The organism is Paenibacillus sp. MABNR03 (assembly GCF_050455445.1).
Taxonomy (GTDB): domain Bacteria; phylum Bacillota; class Bacilli; order Paenibacillales; family Paenibacillaceae; genus Paenibacillus; species Paenibacillus xylanilyticus.
Genome location: NZ_JBCIYR010000002.1, coordinates 661748 through 677342, shown reverse-complemented (window position 1 = coordinate 677342; position 15595 = coordinate 661748). Strand labels below are relative to the sequence as shown.

The 15595-nt window shown below is 48.8% G+C and carries 11 protein-coding genes; 7 read left to right on the top strand and 4 right to left on the bottom strand.

What is annotated here, in order from left to right:
* Window positions 1–53 precede the first annotated feature (53 nt).
* The gene (locus AAIH57_RS11585) at window positions 54–1268 is read right to left on the bottom strand and encodes an outer membrane lipoprotein-sorting protein (RefSeq protein ID WP_175398234.1); all 1215 of its coding nucleotides are present in this window, start codon (window positions 1266–1268) and stop codon (window positions 54–56) included.
* Between the two features lie 288 nt (window positions 1269–1556).
* Between AAIH57_RS11585 and AAIH57_RS11580 the strand changes: the two genes are divergently transcribed.
* Window positions 1557–3059: a serine hydrolase gene (locus AAIH57_RS11580; protein ID WP_430021708.1), complete on the top strand. Its 1503-nt coding sequence runs from the start codon at window positions 1557–1559 to the stop codon at window positions 3057–3059.
* 39 nt (window positions 3060–3098) lie between these two features.
* Here AAIH57_RS11580 and AAIH57_RS11575 read toward each other — a convergent pair whose 3' ends face one another.
* Window positions 3099–4958: an ABC transporter substrate-binding protein gene (locus AAIH57_RS11575; RefSeq protein WP_430021707.1), complete on the bottom strand. Its 1860-nt coding sequence runs from the start codon at window positions 4956–4958 to the stop codon at window positions 3099–3101.
* 132 nt (window positions 4959–5090) lie between these two features.
* Here AAIH57_RS11575 and AAIH57_RS11570 point away from each other — a divergent pair, with 132 nt between their 5' ends.
* Both AAIH57_RS11570 and AAIH57_RS11565 read left to right on the top strand, forming a co-directional pair.
* Window positions 5091–6341, top strand: coding sequence for an MDR family MFS transporter (locus tag AAIH57_RS11570; RefSeq protein WP_430021706.1), 1251 nt, complete (start codon window positions 5091–5093; stop codon window positions 6339–6341).
* 256 nt (window positions 6342–6597) lie between these two features.
* On the top strand, window positions 6598–8712 hold the full coding sequence (locus AAIH57_RS11565; RefSeq protein ID WP_246311050.1) for a beta-lactamase family protein: 2115 nt from the start codon (window positions 6598–6600) through the stop codon (window positions 8710–8712).
* A gap of 96 nt (window positions 8713–8808) precedes the next feature.
* Here AAIH57_RS11565 and AAIH57_RS11560 read toward each other — a convergent pair whose 3' ends face one another.
* The gene (locus AAIH57_RS11560) at window positions 8809–9867 is read right to left on the bottom strand and encodes a hypothetical protein (protein ID WP_430021705.1); all 1059 of its coding nucleotides are present in this window, start codon (window positions 9865–9867) and stop codon (window positions 8809–8811) included.
* Window positions 9864–11699, bottom strand: coding sequence for an HSP90 family protein (locus AAIH57_RS11555; RefSeq protein WP_430021704.1), 1836 nt, complete (start codon window positions 11697–11699; stop codon window positions 9864–9866). Before AAIH57_RS11555 ends, AAIH57_RS11560 begins: the two co-directional genes overlap by 4 nt.
* A gap of 459 nt (window positions 11700–12158) precedes the next feature.
* On the opposite strand from AAIH57_RS11555, the gene AAIH57_RS11550 reads away from it, so the two are divergent.
* Genes AAIH57_RS11550 through AAIH57_RS11535 form a run of 4 tightly spaced genes read left to right on the top strand, consistent with a single transcriptional unit; the run spans window position 12159 to window position 15578 of the window.
* Window positions 12159–13064, top strand: coding sequence for an ABC transporter ATP-binding protein (locus AAIH57_RS11550; protein WP_430021703.1), 906 nt, complete (start codon window positions 12159–12161; stop codon window positions 13062–13064).
* The gene (locus AAIH57_RS11545) at window positions 13057–13890 is read left to right on the top strand and encodes an ABC transporter permease (protein ID WP_430021702.1); all 834 of its coding nucleotides are present in this window, start codon (window positions 13057–13059) and stop codon (window positions 13888–13890) included. The genes AAIH57_RS11550 and AAIH57_RS11545 overlap by 8 nt, the downstream gene beginning before the upstream one ends.
* Window positions 13891–13911: 21 nt before the next feature.
* Window positions 13912–14271, top strand: coding sequence for a MurR/RpiR family transcriptional regulator (locus AAIH57_RS11540; protein WP_430022127.1), 360 nt, complete (start codon window positions 13912–13914; stop codon window positions 14269–14271).
* Between the two features lie 20 nt (window positions 14272–14291).
* Window positions 14292–15578: a DUF5050 domain-containing protein gene (locus AAIH57_RS11535; protein WP_430021701.1), complete on the top strand. Its 1287-nt coding sequence runs from the start codon at window positions 14292–14294 to the stop codon at window positions 15576–15578.
* Window positions 15579–15595: the final 17 nt, after the last annotated feature.

Sequence of the window (15595 nt, the reverse complement as noted above, 5' to 3'; positions counted from 1 at the left end):
AGTCCCCGATGCTCTTTATCATTCCTAATGCCCTGTCTACTATACCTTTAACATCATTTGCCTGACTGCTCCTGCATGGATGTTGCAATCTGGACCATTTCACTCTCAGGCAGATCCGCACTTGTTATTCTGTATTCGATTCCATCCGTCATCCATGTCAGCGTCTGTAATGCATCTCCGCTCAGCATTCCCAGCGTGAATCCGAGATCCACAACGCGAGATGGGGCGAGGGAAACAGCTCTGTCCTGTGGTCTGGCTTCAAAAATCGTATAATTATACGTTCCTTCGTAGCGGAGCATGACAGAATAATCGCCGGACTCCTCTACAATCTGATCGTCTTTCAGCTTGACCCCTTCCGGAGCGTATGTCGGTTCAATCACGCCAAAACTGTCTGACCCTTCCGGTTCCGTCATGGTAGGCTCCTCTGTACCCGGATCGGCACTGGCCTGATCTTGAGCTTCTTGCTGTTCGTTGTTCTCGTTCACACCAGTTTGTCCGTCACTGACTCCTTCACTTGAACCAGTAGCAGGTTCTTGGCCCGGGTCAGTCTCAGAGCTTGCCGGCTCCTTGGTGCCATTCTCCCCTGCCTGTTCAGCCGGATTACTGCCTGTATCCGTTCCGCTGTTTCCTTCTGTCCCAGCTGTCATGTTCCGCTGCATATCAAATGCATCCTTGCCGAATTCGGCACCGAATTTGAAGCTATCAAATTTGACATCAACCACTACGTTTGCGTTGGAGTCGGATACCTCCACCTGCTTGGGCGCATAATCACTTTTGTTCAGCCAGATTTTCTGTCTGACCAGCGCATGCGTATTGTAATTGGCAGCTACATCAAATACATAACTTTCCTTTTCATCCGCAAACTGACGGGTTGTATCGCCTGTAATGCTGCGAATCAGCGTCTCATAGAGATAGACCTGACCCTGGTTATCCGGCCAGTTGCTCTGGAAGCGGAAGCTTTTGTTCTGGCTTGGTGTCAGGACGAATACGCCCTCATCGTTCCGCAGTACAATCTGGGTAACATCCTTTTTGGCATTGGTAAGAGCAATTCGGTAATATGAAGGCTTCTGATGCCACACCTCGACCTTATACTGCTGCGGCGTATCTCCGGTGTGCAGTGTCATGACACCTGCTCCCTGGTAACTTTCCATCTCTCCTACGACTTCGTTCAGATCTTTGACCACGGCTGCCGCATCCTTCTTCCCGCAGGCGGCAAGTAAGGCCGATAAGACCAATACCATGGCAAGCATCCATGATATTCGGCGCATGACATCATCCCCTTTAGCACATGTTTTCACTTCAGGATTGTGCGTACAGCAGAACCCCTACTTGATTAGTACATGTCTATGAGGGACTTGTTCGATTTATGCGGACTGGTTTGACAAGCTTTCAATCCCCTTGTTAGGACAAGTGTTGCCAGACAAATCAGTCTCCGGTCGGATGTTAACTTTACCCAAAAAAGGCATAGTTGATATAGAACAATCTCATGCATGACACTACATACCGATTTTTGTTTTCTTCTGAACTTACTTCACATTTACATTGGAGGGATACTAATGACCACCACAAAACATCGATCATTACTGGACGGATTGGATGAATTTGTAGCTGAACAGCTGCAATTATGGAAAGGTGTTGGCGCAGCCGTCGCTGTTATTCACAAGGATGAAGTCATTTGGCAAAAAGGCTACGGGTACCGCGATCTGGAATCCAAACTTGAAGTGACTCCACATACCCTGTTTGCCATCGGATCCAGTACCAAAGCTTTTACAGCAACAACAGCTGCCATGCTTGTCGATCAGGAACTGCTGAAATGGGATACGCCAGTTAAAACATATATGGAAGATTTTAAAATGTTCGACCCTGTGGCCACAGAACGCCTGACTATCCGCGATATGTTATGCCATCGTTCGGGACTCCCTAGACATGAGATGATATGGTACAACTCTGCACGGACCAGAGAGGAACTCGTAAACGCTCTACAGTATCTTGAACCGAATGAGGATTTCAGGAATAAGTGGCAATATCAAAACCTGATGTACATGACAGCAGGCTACTTGGTCGGTAAGTTGAAGGAAACGTCCTGGGAGAAGCTCGTTCAGGATCACCTGTTTGGGCCGCTGGGGATGAAGTCCAGCCTGTTCTCGGTGGATCAAATGCAGCTTCAGCCTGATTTTGCCGCTCCGTATATGGAAAAAGACGGCGAACATCTACGAATTCCTTATCGAAACATCGATGCCGTGGGTCCGGCAGGTTCCATCAACAGCAATCTGGAAGACATGATCGCCTGGCTGCGATTGCAATTGAATCAGGGACAGCATGATGGGCAACAATTGGTTTCCAAGGAACAAATGGAAGAATTGTACAGTCCCCAGATGCCGTGTGATTCTCCCTTTCAAGGCCCAGAATTGCCTGTCAGCACTTACGGACTGGGCTGGTTCATCGAACCTTACCGCGGCCATCAGCTGATTCATCATGGCGGCGCCATTGATGGCTTTAGTTCGCAGGTTGCCTTTATGCCAGAGGAAGAGATCGGGATCGTAGTGCTATGCAATACCAATGGGAGCATCATTCCATATACTGTTACGTTCAACATCATGGATCGTCTCCTTGGTAAGGAACCCGTGGATTGGAGCGGTAAATTGGCCAAATTGATGGGGGGTGAGGAATCGCCCGAGTCTGAAGTAACGGAAACTCAAGATACCTTAGATCCGCAAGCGAAACCAGCAGCCAGCACGGAGGAAAGAGAGGATGAAGTGAAAGCCGAACCCCTTGACCGGCCTATAACTACTTATGTAGGCATTTACAATCATTCTGGCTACGGAGAGATGTCCATTCAACAAAAAGAGGATGGATTAGAGGCTATTTTCAATGACATGGAAATGCCTATGGAATACACCGGAAATGACACCTTCTCTGTCCTGCTTGTTCTGTTTGGACTGAAGATCACGTTCACTTTTCAGATGGATGAACAGAATAAAGCTCGTTCCATTTCCATTCCATTTCTAATGGAACCGGGTACGAAACCTATTGAGTTTACTAAGAAAAGCGCAGAATAACCGCTCGCTCTTCAAGGCTCATCCCGCCTGTGGCTCACCTTACCACAGCGGGATGTAAGCCGGATAGCTCGTTTCCTCATTCTCGGCGTCCGGTTTACGTTTCACCCACAAACGGCGCAAATCCGGCATCCCAAATCCGACAACCTTGTAATCGCGGAGTGAGGGATGATAGGCGTGTTCTTCCCTGAAACTGTATGCGGGGAGCAGCAAAGCCTCGTCAACAAGTCTGGCTTCCAACTCCAGCAATGCTGCCAATCGCTCGCCACCATCCTGAATTCCTACGATGCGCCTGCACTCCTGATCCAATTCCCTTTTCCAAACATCATCCATGGCAACAAGGAACAGCGTATTCTGAAAAGTATACATGGTCAACAGGCCCAGCATGGCATGCTCATCGAATACCTCTCCTGTGTATACGAGATCACATGATCCGAATTCATCATGATACACCGCACTAACCGGATCACCTGGCACTACGGTTACATGCAATCCGATCTGTTCACAACGTTGAACGAACCAGAGCATGTCCGTCTCCATCTTCTTTCCATCCTCCACCCATAACCGCAGCGTTTGGCCTGCATAGCTGCTTCGTTTCAACAGCTCTTCAGCTCTGATCAACGAGGTTCTCGTGTTGGACTCCAACGCCTCCGTTCGCTTCTGTTGTATAGAGCAGCCCACAATTTCTGCATCCGTTGGTTCCCAAAAATGCTCCCGTACCAGACTATATGCAGGCTGTGTGCCCGTACCCGGGAACGCATCCATCATCTCCTGCTGATTCAACAGCTGCTGCACAGCCCGGCGAAAATATATATCCTGCTGCGGACCTTCTTTTCGCATATTAAATGTCATATAGACTCCGCCCTGAACTTCATGCTGAACTGCATGAGGCTGTCCATCCGGAAACAAGTCCTGCTTGATTACCGACTCCATCAGTCCGGACTGCGGAAGCTGCCACACCTCAACCCGATCAATGTAGGCACGCCCTCTGAAATAGGAAGGGAATACGTCCAGAACCAGCAGTCTGGGGTGATTACGCGTTAAACGATAAGGTCCTGTTCCAATGGGATGCATCCGGTCGGGCTCCACATCCCGGGGCAAAATTGATGCACACATGCTGCTCATCAGATCCGGAAACATGAAATTTGGGTTATGCAGCACAAAACGTACGGTCAGAGCATCAAACGTCTCTATTTTCGCAATCGTGCCAAACAACGGCCGGCAGGGATTGTCGATATCCAAAATAATTCGTTCAAACGTGAACTTTACATCGTCTGCTTCGAGTACTCTGCCATGATGAAAAAGAACGCCTTTGTGCAAATAAAATGTCCACTCCGTCCCTTCCGGGTTGCTCTCCCATGCCACGGCAAGACTCGGCTCACACATCTGACGCTCAGCATTGTAACGTACCAATCGATCAAAAACCTCAGCTACAATGCCCACTTCTCCCCACATGGCAGCCTGGGTCGGATCCAATGTCTCAAACGGAAAGTTCTGTGGTATCCGCAGCGTGTCAATCCTTCCCATAGCACCCTGGTCTGAACGAAGACCAAACTGGTCCTGTAATCCTTGCATCAACATTTCCCGTAACGAAAACGGCAGTCTGGCGGCCAATTCATATGCTTCTTCCAGCCTGTTGCCTTGCAGAAGGCGATCAAACCTCTCTCTGGCTACCTCAAGGAGGGGTACACAAAAGACGAGTACAGACTTTTTGCCCCTGCCGCGCTTCGGATTCCATTGTATCCAGTTGTTATCCATGAACTTGTTCATAATCAGATTCATATTGCGCATGGTGCAGCACAAATGTTGTGCCAGTTCACCAATTGTCGTATGCAATTCCTCCTCATCATGAACGTTCGAAAAGGTCATACGCAATTGAATATAATGGTCTGCTACTTCCACTGAATCCCCCTGCCCTTCTACCCTTGCTAAAATACGAAATCCTTTCACACGCTTCTACAGTTTTTCTTCAGGTTTTCCTCCATTATACTCAGTAACATCCACATGACCAACGGGAAGGAAGAATTGCATCTGATGAAATATGCCGATTTGCACCGCAATATCAAAATTCGTATTATCACTGATTTTTTTACGGACCTGACACAGAAATCCATCATCCCTTTTATGGCGATTTATCTGAGCGTACAGATGGGGGCAGGTTGGGCTGGCCTGCTGTTGACAGTCAATATTGTTTCCTCCATGATCGCTGGCTTGGGCGCAGGGTACTGGTCAGATCGGATTGGACGCAAAAAAATGATGGTTATTGCTCAATGTGCGCAAGTATTCGCCTTGTTCTGGCTGGCTGCAGCGAATTCACCCTGGCTGAATTCGGTAGAACTGACTTGCGTCATGTTTTTTCTTAGCAGTCTAAGCTCCGGCATCACCATTCCGATCGCAGGTGCGATGATCGTGGACGTAAGCAGTGAACATGAGCGACATTATGTATACGGATTACAGTATTGGACGACCAATGTAGCTGTTACGTTTGGAGCTTTGATGGGCGGATTATTATTCGACTCCTTCCGATTCGTCCTGTTCAGTCTGGTATTTGCAGAGAGCTTGATCACGTTGTTCATCCTAATGTTTTTCATTCAGGAAAGCATGGAAAGAACGGACTCCAGTCAGGTCGCCACCCCGATCAGAAAAAACATGCTGAAGACCTATGGAAGTGTACTCAGGGACAAACGGTTCATGGTCTTTTTCACTGCATCGGTGCTGGCCGTCTCTCTCGAGTTCCAAATGGATAAATACATCGCTGTCCGTCTCAAAAGTGAATTCAGTGCCCAACTGCTCCATTGGGATATTTCAGGATTGCACATGTTCAGTCTAATCATGGCCATCAACACGGTAATGGTCGCCTTGGTCGCTATCCCATTCTCGAAATGGATGGCACGTTTCCAGTCCAGATCCATCATGACAGTCGGCATGTGCCTCTACACGGCCGGGTTTGCCGTATTAGCATTCAGCAACTGGGCTCTTCTCCTAATCGGGTCTGCTGTTCTGTTGACGATTGGCGAACTCATGTATTCGCCGGTACGCCAGGTTCTTCTTGCCGGGATGATTCCCGATTCGAATCGGGCGGCTTATATGGCCGCAGATGGCATGAGTTATAATGCAGCTGCCCTGCTTGGCAGCCTGGGATTAACGATTGGAGCTTTTCTGCCTTCATATGCTATGGCAGGCCTGTATGTCATCATTGGTGCCTCTGCACTCATATTTTTCCGACAATCGCTCAAGCCCTTAACGGGGCCCAGTGAGTCCTTGCCATGTGCAGAAGCTTCATGAGCTGATGACAGAGAAAGGGAAGCCTTTTGGCTTCCCTTTTGCTATACGGCTTTGTTCCCTTTTCTAATTCGCTTCTGTTTGCAATCTGGATGGAATGAAAAACACATCGCAATCCACTTTTGTGAAACCTACTTTGCCAATAGGAAGTAATACACAGTGATCAGGCTTTTTTCCAAAATTTACGTTAAGGAGTGTTTACATGCATCTACCCAATCGAAGGACCCGCTTCAGAACCACCTCGCTAACAGGAGCTTTCATGGCCTTCATCTTGTCGTTAAGTCTCTGGGCACCAGCGGTTCATGCGGAAACCGCAGCAGCCCCGGTCAGTGAAAAAGGACAAACCAAAGCGCTGACGAACGAATCAGCATCAGCATTTCTCGATACGTTTTTCGATTCTCCCGAAGCCAAGGCCCAGTATGTTGGCGCTTCCGTTGTTGTGGTCAAGGATGGCAAAGTACTCGCGGAAAAAGGCTATGGCTATGCCGATCAAGAGGACAAAACACCTGTCGATCCGAAGAGTACTGCTTTTCGCGTAGCCTCGGTCTCCAAAACATTTACGGCAGCAGCCGTTATGCAATTGGTAGAGCAGGGCAAGGTTGATTTGCAAGCGGATTTTCAGACCTATGTAAAGGGACTTGAATTCGATAATCCTTTCGACAAACCCGTCACTGTGGAAAACCTGCTTACACACACCACCGGATTCGAGATTCGCGATCCCCAGCAGGAAGACATCCACGCTGATTTCAACAAAACGGTCACCATGGAGGAATATGCACAGCAGCACATGCCTCCTGTCGTTAGAGAACCTGGCAGCGCCTACATGTACGACAACTTCTCTTTTCTGCTGCTCGGTATGATTGTAGAAAATGTCAGCGGCGAACCATTTGAAACATACATGCAGCAGCACATTTTCAAACCACTGGGTATGGATAACAGCAGTTTTGTGCTGAGTGACAAGTTCAAGGACCAGCTTGCAACAGGCTATGACGCGTTACATAATCCGCTTGATCTGTACACCCTCTCCCCAACGCCGATGCCGCAAGGAGGCATGTTGTCCACAGCAGAAGACATTGGGGATTTCATGATCGCTTTCCTGAATGATGGTGTGAAGGACAATGAGCGTATTCTGAAGGAATCCACTGTCAAAAGCATGGAGCAATATCGCTCTTCCATCCATCCGGTACTTCCGGATACAACGTATGGATTTGAAGCTGCATTCCAGCTGCCTGGTGCAGGCAGCAGTCCCGAAATTATTACCAAAGCAGGCGACCTGGTCGGTTTCAGCTCTTATCTCTTCCTCATCCCTGAGCAAAATACAGGCGTCTTCCTTACGTACAACCAGGCGGGAGCTCTTCGCAATCTGTTCTACCCGGCTTTCATCCAGACCTTCTTCCCACAATATGCGGAGCCGGTCGAATTCAATGAGTTCACACCCCAATCTACAGATGAGCTGCAGCGCTTTGCTGGGCTGTACGCCGATCTAAGACTTAGCACGATTGTTAGCTCTCTGAAAGGCGGCACAGAATTGGGCCAACTGAGTATTTCGGATGCCTTCCTGGGCCAACGCCCCCTGATTCAAGTGGATGAGAACCTGTTCAAGGATGGGTTAACTGGTCAATTCACAGCCTTTAAGGAGAATGCAGACGGAACGATTTATATGAAGGAGCCTTACCTCAATCCGCTGGGATATGAGAAAAAAGGACAGCAGCCTCAGGGATTCCGGGATGTTCGTCCGGAGAGCCCTTATGCCGAGGCCATCTATGGATTACAGTCGCTTGGTCACTATGAAAATGATGCAAGCGAAGCTTTTCAACCCAAGTCAGCCGTTACACGTGCTGAATTCATTGAAGACGTTCTGAAAATGAGCGGACTCAAGCCAAGCAAAACAACACCGCCAGCTGATACGGACTGGGCCAATCATGCAGCAGCAGGCTACATCCAGCTCGGTTATGAATCCGGCATGATCACAGGTGCGGATTCGAAACAGTTCAAGCCGGATCAAGTTATTACCCGCCAGGAAGCCATGGTTATGATCTGGAGATCACTGCAGCTGCAATATCCAAATGAGCTGTTCCAGGATGTGAAACTTGCTGGCCATTCGGATAAATGGGCTGTACCCGCAATCCAGATGATGGTTAAGCTCGGTATCCACGGACCCGAAGTGAAAGTATTGGAGGATGGCTCTGTGGATGTCCTCGCTCACAAACCGCTTATTCGTCAAGAAGAGGCAGCCATCATGTATCAACTGTTTACGCAACCAACAGATAAGATTGTGTCTGAACTTATGGCTCAGCAGCCTCAACCAGAAACCTCCAATGTTGATGAAGCTGTTGAGGAGCAGCCTTCATCTGCCAATACGGAGACACCATAATTACAGCTGCATAACTCATATGCAGACACGTTAAACAGGCTTGTTCGGAAGGAGTATCTCCTTCTTCGAACAAGCCTGTTTCTTATCCTGTTTTAGCTATACTCCGATCAACATTGAAGAAACATGGTGATTGCCATTACGCTGATCATACTTGGCTGCAGCTGCATTGGCATGGTCCGCAAAATAATCAGCCAATGTGCGCAGGTCTCCGGGATCCCCTTCATACGGGAAGGAAGCAGGAAGGCGCAATCGGTATTCTGGCGATTCGTCCGCCCAGCGGCGCAGCAATTGGGCTGCTCTGGCGTAGAACATCATTTTGGCAAAAGGGTCCTCATGATCCACTGCCAGTACCAAACTTTCTTCCAACACATCGATTCCCTTCGACGGATTGGTTCGTGCCAGATAATCCATCTGTTCTGCAAAGCTCTGTACAAAATCATTTTGACCCTTAATCAACCGGTAACCCTTCTGCTGATGCTTGTCCGCTTCCTCAATCCGTCCAAGCCGATAAAGCGGCATCAGCACTTCAGATAAAGTCAGGTGCGGAATCTCTGCACAGCTCATCCGTCCCTTCAAGATTGGCTTGGCCGCTTCCAGGACCTTCTCATCGTCTCCCACAAGGATCCAGTAGCGCATGATTTCATCCTGTTCACAGGCTTCACAATCACTCATAAAGTCGCGGTCCATCGTTTTGAACTTGGCATAGCTGCTTCCCGCTTCCTCCAAGTCGCCAAGATCCATGAATATGCGGAAGCGATAATACCAGTAGGAACGCTCACTGTAGCCAAAGGATTTGAAACGTCGTCCGAAGTCCTCCAGCAGCTCCATCATCTTATCGCGAGAAACCTCGGGAAAACTGGAGAGTTCGCCCAAGATCCATTTGTATGACCACATTAGTGTCTCTTCGTCATAACGCTCCGGCTCTTGATCAAACTTGCCCAGCTGCCAGGAAAAAGCAATGAGAGCTTTCATCGGATATCCACAGAACGTGGCTGTCTCCACAATCTCGGATCGCGCTTCGTATGCTTCTTCCTCCATGCCGTTTACGTCAGCCACTCGGGCCGCTTCTTCAAGCATGCCCAGCTTCGCAGTTCCGTTAGGCAAGCCATAAGCCTCATCCATTAAATCCTCAAAATCCATCTCTGTATTCATCATGCATCCCCCTTGCGATCCGTATTTGCGCGTAAACCCCAATCAATAAAACGAACGATACCCTGATTCAGCACCTCAAGCTCCTGTCGGTTCATGGCATAATGCCCCATCATCAGGGCGTTCACATAGAGCATTTCGATGGCAATCGGCGTCATTTGGGAATCTGGCGTCGTTAACACGCGCTGAATGATTGGATTATTCACGTTCAGATACAAGGTTGAGTATCCAGCAGAGCTGATTCCAGCGGATAACGAGCCAAGTACGGAAGAGAACAGGTCTGTACTCTCCTCACTCGCTTTTTCCAATGCACGAAGCGTAGAAGATTCCTGCGATAGGGTGAATAGGACCGGCAGGTCTTCCGGCTTGAACCCTTTCACCTCAGCCCGGCAGCGGAAACGCTGAAGTGCAGCATCAGCCAGACGTAAAGCATCATAATATTGATTGCGTTCCGCCGGCGGTACATCGGTAAAGCTGAGCGAAACCTGATCCGGCTGCAATCGCTCGGTATGCACATTTCTTACCGCAAGCGGCAGCGCAGCCATTAATTCGTTGTCATAGATGTACCCGCCATTAATAACCAACAGGGATTGTGCAGAGGCCACATGGTGAATCTGGCGATACTCATCCACTGTCGTGGTGAAGTATAACGTCTCTCCTTCATCCATTAACTCCCCGAGTTCCCGGTGCCCCCGAGTGCTCTCAAATGGCAGCCAGCGGTGAATCATCGCGTAAAACGCCTGATCCTGCACAGCCAGTGCCTTCATCGAGAGTGCATGCAGGCGAATCAGTTTCTTTAGACGTTCCGTCTGATTCTCTGCCATGTCAGCCAGCCCTTGACGAAGTGCATCGCCAAGTTCCGTGCGTACTTCTTCCAGCTTTTCATTCTCATAAAAATGTTCCCTCGAAGCTGTCGGCTGAAGCTCATCTGTCCAGATCAGGCACTTCACGAAGAACGCCCACTCCGGCAAAATATTCTCTGCCTTCTCCGAGATCAGCATTCGCTTCAGATAGACCCGGTGGGATCGCTTGGCATTAAGGTTTACGGCATGTGGGAGGACAAATGCAATCCCGCCGGTACGACCTGAATCTGTTGTCAGCGGAATGAAATCTTCAAACGTCTCCCCGAGCAGGCGTCCACCAAAGGCAAGCACTTCCGCTTTGCGCCCTTTGGCAAGTTCCGGCTGCGTCAGCCACGCAGGCGACTCGGCATTGACGATGTCCTGTACTCCTCCGCTCTGAAGTGTCACTGGATAAGGCAATAAGGCCCCATAATAGAACAAGGTTTCTTTTACATATTCCGGTTCAAAATAATGAGCGGCCTCTGGCGTACAGCGCAAATACACTTTCGTCCCCGGAGATAACTGTGTCTCGAGCTGCCGAATGGTATAGGTGCCATCAGGCTTGCCCCTCCACTCCATCGAAGGCCCACCCTTCGCGGATTGGGTCAGCATGACAATTTCATTGCTCACCATGAAGCAGGACAGCAGGCCGATCCCAAATCGGCCGATAAATGAAGTCTCACCGTCCAGAAGGGCTTGCTGCCCACGCTTCGAGGATTGTCCGATCATCGCCAAAAATTCGTGTATATCCGCTTCGGTCAATCCGATGCCATTGTCCTCCACCATCATCGTTAACTGCTCGCCTGCACCAGTCAGCTCCACGCGCACTTCTCCCTGAAATCCGGGCTCTGCTTCGCTTCGTGCCGTGATGGCATCGGTCGCATTTTGCATTAGCTCACGCAGGAATACTTTGGGACTGCTATAGAGATGATTCGATAAAATCTGGATCATACCACTCAGGTTCACCTGAAAACGGTACTCATTGGATGCTGCCATTTCGTTCACCTTCCTCTAGTCCAAACACATCGGATCGCCAATACAGTATACGTATATATGATGTGTTAGACGAATTAAAAAATAGTAGTTATGTACTTCTAAAACATTGGCACTTCATCGCTTGGAAACGTAAACTGGCAACGTCAAGCCGGCCCTGGTGGTAACCAAGACCGGCGTTAGATGAATATTCAGGCATACATCATACGAATAAGGCCTTCCTGTTTGATTACCAAGTTATGGTTGGCAATGAAACGGGATATTGCATCCTTTTTATCACAATACAATGAACAAGAGAGACTGAAAACAAACCTGAGACCCGATTTTGCCGGACTTTAGGGCAGAAATGCCCTCCCCCTCCTGGGTCTTTAGACTGATTATTTATCTTTTTTTCGATTCATTTGAACGATTTTGTCCGGCCCGACGTAATATCTTCAAATTCAGAACGGATGGTGAAGGTATATGATTGAAGTTCACAGCATATCCAAGCAGTTTAAGGGGCATCAGGCGCTGAATGATGTCAGCTTCACAATTCAACCAGGCAGTGTTACCGGGCTGATTGGTCCCAATGGATCGGGCAAAACCACACTGATCCGGATTATGAACGGCGTTCTCGGGGCTTCCAGCGGGTCCGTAATGATCAACGGGTTGAATCCCTCCGTCCAAGCGGAGAAGGTGCTGGCGATGTGCGGTACACTCACCGAACAGAGCGGATTGTATGAAAATATGAGCGGACGCGACAACCTGATTTTCTTCGCCGAGGCTTTTGGTGTGCAGCATCACAACAAACGAATTGATGAGCTTGTGGAACTGTTCGAATTGCAGGCGTATCAGCACCGGAAAGTGGGCACCTACAGCACAGGCATGAAGAAACGACTGGGCCTTGCGAGAGTCCTGCTTCATCGCCCGTCCATTTTGTTTCTGGATGAACCCACCAATGGACTTGACCCAGATGGAATCCATATGGTACTGCGCATTATTCGTCGGTTGAACCAGGAGGAGAAGATGACGATTCTGGTCTCATCCCACGTACTGTCCCAGCTCTCGGCCGTATGTGATCGTTATATTTTTATGGAAAAGGGTCGAAAGGTTGAAGAAGGATCCGAGCAGGAAATCGTGAACCGGTACCTCACCACACCACGACTCGAGGTGGAAGTCGCCATGCCTGAAGGGTGGAGTGTGGTAGCAGGATTCAATCCGGAGATCATTTCCGCTGACAAAGCGGTATTTCAGCTCCAGTCCCGTAATGAAATTCCCATGCTGTTAAGGAAATTAACCACGCATGGACAAGTTTATCAGGCACGCATTATCGGCAGTGATCTGGAGAGCATCTATTTTGCCATTAGGGAGGCACACCATCATGAATAACCGTCAAGCGATAAGAGCACTTGTGCGCAAAGATATCCGGGCCATCACAGCCAGCATCCAGCTCTGGCTCCCCATGTTGATTGTTCCACTCATTGTTGGGGTGATCATGCCTGCCGTACTCATGTGGATGGCCTCCAGAGTTGAACTTCGTTCCATTGGAAATCTCGGGTTCCTGCTCGACAGTCTGGATACATTGAGCAGTTCGGGACAGATTCCGGAGCTGGCTTCCATGCCTACGGATAACCATCGCATCGTCTATTATCTGGCCTTATACATGTTTGCACCGCTGTTTCTCATTATTCCAGTGATGGCTTCCAGCATTCTGACGGCTAACAGCTTCGCGGGTGAAAAGGAACGCAAAACGCTAGAAGGCCTTCTATTCACACCAATTAGCATGGATACCCTGTTCAAAGGCAAGGTACTTGCTGCTCTGATTCCTTCGATCATGCTGTCCTGGATTACCTTTCTCATTTATGGGATCATTGCCAACATCCTGATGTACCCCATGTTCGAAGCAATGATGTTTCCCAATCTGAATTGGGTCATTCTCGTACTGTGGGTTGTTCCGACATGCAGTCTTATGGTTATTCTGTTCAATGTGTTGATCTCGGCCAAAGTCCGTGGATTTCAGGAAGCATATCAGCTCGGAGGTCTAGTCGTTATTCCACTGCTGGCACTCATTGCTGGTCAGGCCAGCGGTATGCTGCTCATCAGCCCATTGGTGCTTCTTCTGATCGGGGCCGCACTTCTGCTCATCAGCTTCGTACTGCTTCGTTTGGTTACGCTATGGAACAGCCGCCAGCAGTTGGCTGAGAGTCAGATCTGACCATGGCACAAGTGGGATCATATTCCTCCCAAATGGACGGTAGACTATATTCTGAGCAATCCCGAAGTCGTTTTTGATTCTACTGCTCATGAACTGGCTCAAGCCACCTATACAAGCTTATTAACCATTGTTCGTTTATGCAAAAAGCTGGGTACCAAAGGGTACCCAGACTTTCAGTTAAAGCTTGCCCTCGATTACCAACGGGCTCCTGCCCCGATCCCTCCTCTGCATCATTCATTCACCGAACAAGGAGATGTGCTCGCAGCGATTGATTCCGTTCCTTCCCTTTATAATCAGGCTGAGGTTTTGGTCTGTCTGGGATATAACATTTTTTCCCTAGTTTACCGATATAACTTAAGGAATGAACTACATACATATTGATGAAGGGTGTCGATGGTTTTATGAACAAATGGTTTACAGGCATGCAGCGCACAATTAGTACATTTCTATTGTTTACACTGATCACTGCAGCCATGCTGGGTGGAGGAACCGCCGCACATGCAGCTTCCCTCAGTCAATCCACCGTGTATTACGACTCTGACGGCATATTGTACAAAGTATCCGGTGATGGCAGCAGTACCACAGAAGTTTTGCTTGATTTCCAGGGCGTTGACCTTGTTGCAGCAGGGTCACACCTTTACTACACTTCATCCGAAACTTCCACAACATTGCTTCGGGTGCCGAATGACGGGTCGCGCGATACTCCCGAAACGTTTGCAACAAACATTCTGCGTTACGATACGGACAACGGGTTCATTTATTATATGGATGCCAAAGGTTCGATCTATCGTGCAAATGGTGATGGTGCACCCTCTTCCGTCAAAAAGATTGCAGACAAAGCGGATACCGATTTCCCACTGCTTGCTGTCATAAAAGGCCGTGTATATTATAACGCGCTCGTTAACGGTAACACTTGGATTGTCTCCAAAGCGACTAATGGCAGCGGAGCGGTGCAGCGGATTGCCGCAGGCGCAGTAGAGAGCAATTACTTTATGAATCCGGCAAAAAATGCTCTGCAGCTGATGGTCAACACCAATCCTTATGAAACTTACTACTCCACCAATGCAGTGGTGATGTACAAAGTGAACTACAGTACAGGAAAGGCCACCGCGGTTAATCCAAAAGCAAAACTGGATGTCAATGCGGTCTATTCCGGGGGCTGGAGTAACTCGTTTTATGTATACAACAAAGGCATCAGTTTGGACAGTAACAAGGATTACAACTATGCGACAGGCAAAGCTTTTGCCCTTACGACCTCGGGCAAAACATTCCAGCTCCACAGCAAGAGCATCAGAGAAATCAGTGCACTTGGCACAGACAAGGCCGTCATCATTGATGCAGACAAAAAAGCGTACGCCAAAACGGTCTCCGGCAATAAGGTTTCCAAGACTGCGAATCTGAATTTGAGCAACGTCAATTACGTTTCGAACCAGCTGACCAATGGCACAGCAACACTTGCTTACATCTCCAGCAACAACGGTCTCTACTCCGTAAGTTCGGCGCTCAAAGTGACCAAACTGGTTGGCGACGAATGGGACAGCTTCCATTTTAGAGATGGCGTACCAGGCATGTTCTATGTCAACGCGAATGATCTCTATCGCCTGTATCATATTCAGGCAAATGGAACAGGCAACAACGTGTTAAGTGACGTATTCCTGGACGATATCCTATTGGTAACACCAAACTAAACTGTTTTAATAAACAT

Excerpts from the sequence above, each read along its gene's own strand:
- AAIH57_RS11585 (WP_175398234.1), bottom strand. The coding sequence starts at position 1,268 with ATGCGCCGAATATCATGGATGCTTGCCATGGTATTGGTCTTATCGGCC.
- AAIH57_RS11580 (WP_430021708.1), top strand. The coding sequence starts at position 1,557 with ATGACCACCACAAAACATCGATCATTACTGGACGGATTGGATGAATTT.
- AAIH57_RS11570 (WP_430021706.1), top strand. The coding sequence starts at position 5,091 with ATGAAATATGCCGATTTGCACCGCAATATCAAAATTCGTATTATCACT.
- AAIH57_RS11565 (WP_246311050.1), top strand. The coding sequence starts at position 6,598 with ATGGCCTTCATCTTGTCGTTAAGTCTCTGGGCACCAGCGGTTCATGCG.
- AAIH57_RS11560 (WP_430021705.1), bottom strand. The coding sequence starts at position 9,867 with ATGATGAATACAGAGATGGATTTTGAGGATTTAATGGATGAGGCTTAT.
- AAIH57_RS11555 (WP_430021704.1), bottom strand. The coding sequence starts at position 11,699 with ATGGCAGCATCCAATGAGTACCGTTTTCAGGTGAACCTGAGTGGTATG.
- AAIH57_RS11550 (WP_430021703.1), top strand. The coding sequence starts at position 12,159 with ATGATTGAAGTTCACAGCATATCCAAGCAGTTTAAGGGGCATCAGGCG.
- AAIH57_RS11545 (WP_430021702.1), top strand. The coding sequence starts at position 13,057 with ATGAATAACCGTCAAGCGATAAGAGCACTTGTGCGCAAAGATATCCGG.
- AAIH57_RS11535 (WP_430021701.1), top strand. The coding sequence starts at position 14,292 with ATGAACAAATGGTTTACAGGCATGCAGCGCACAATTAGTACATTTCTA.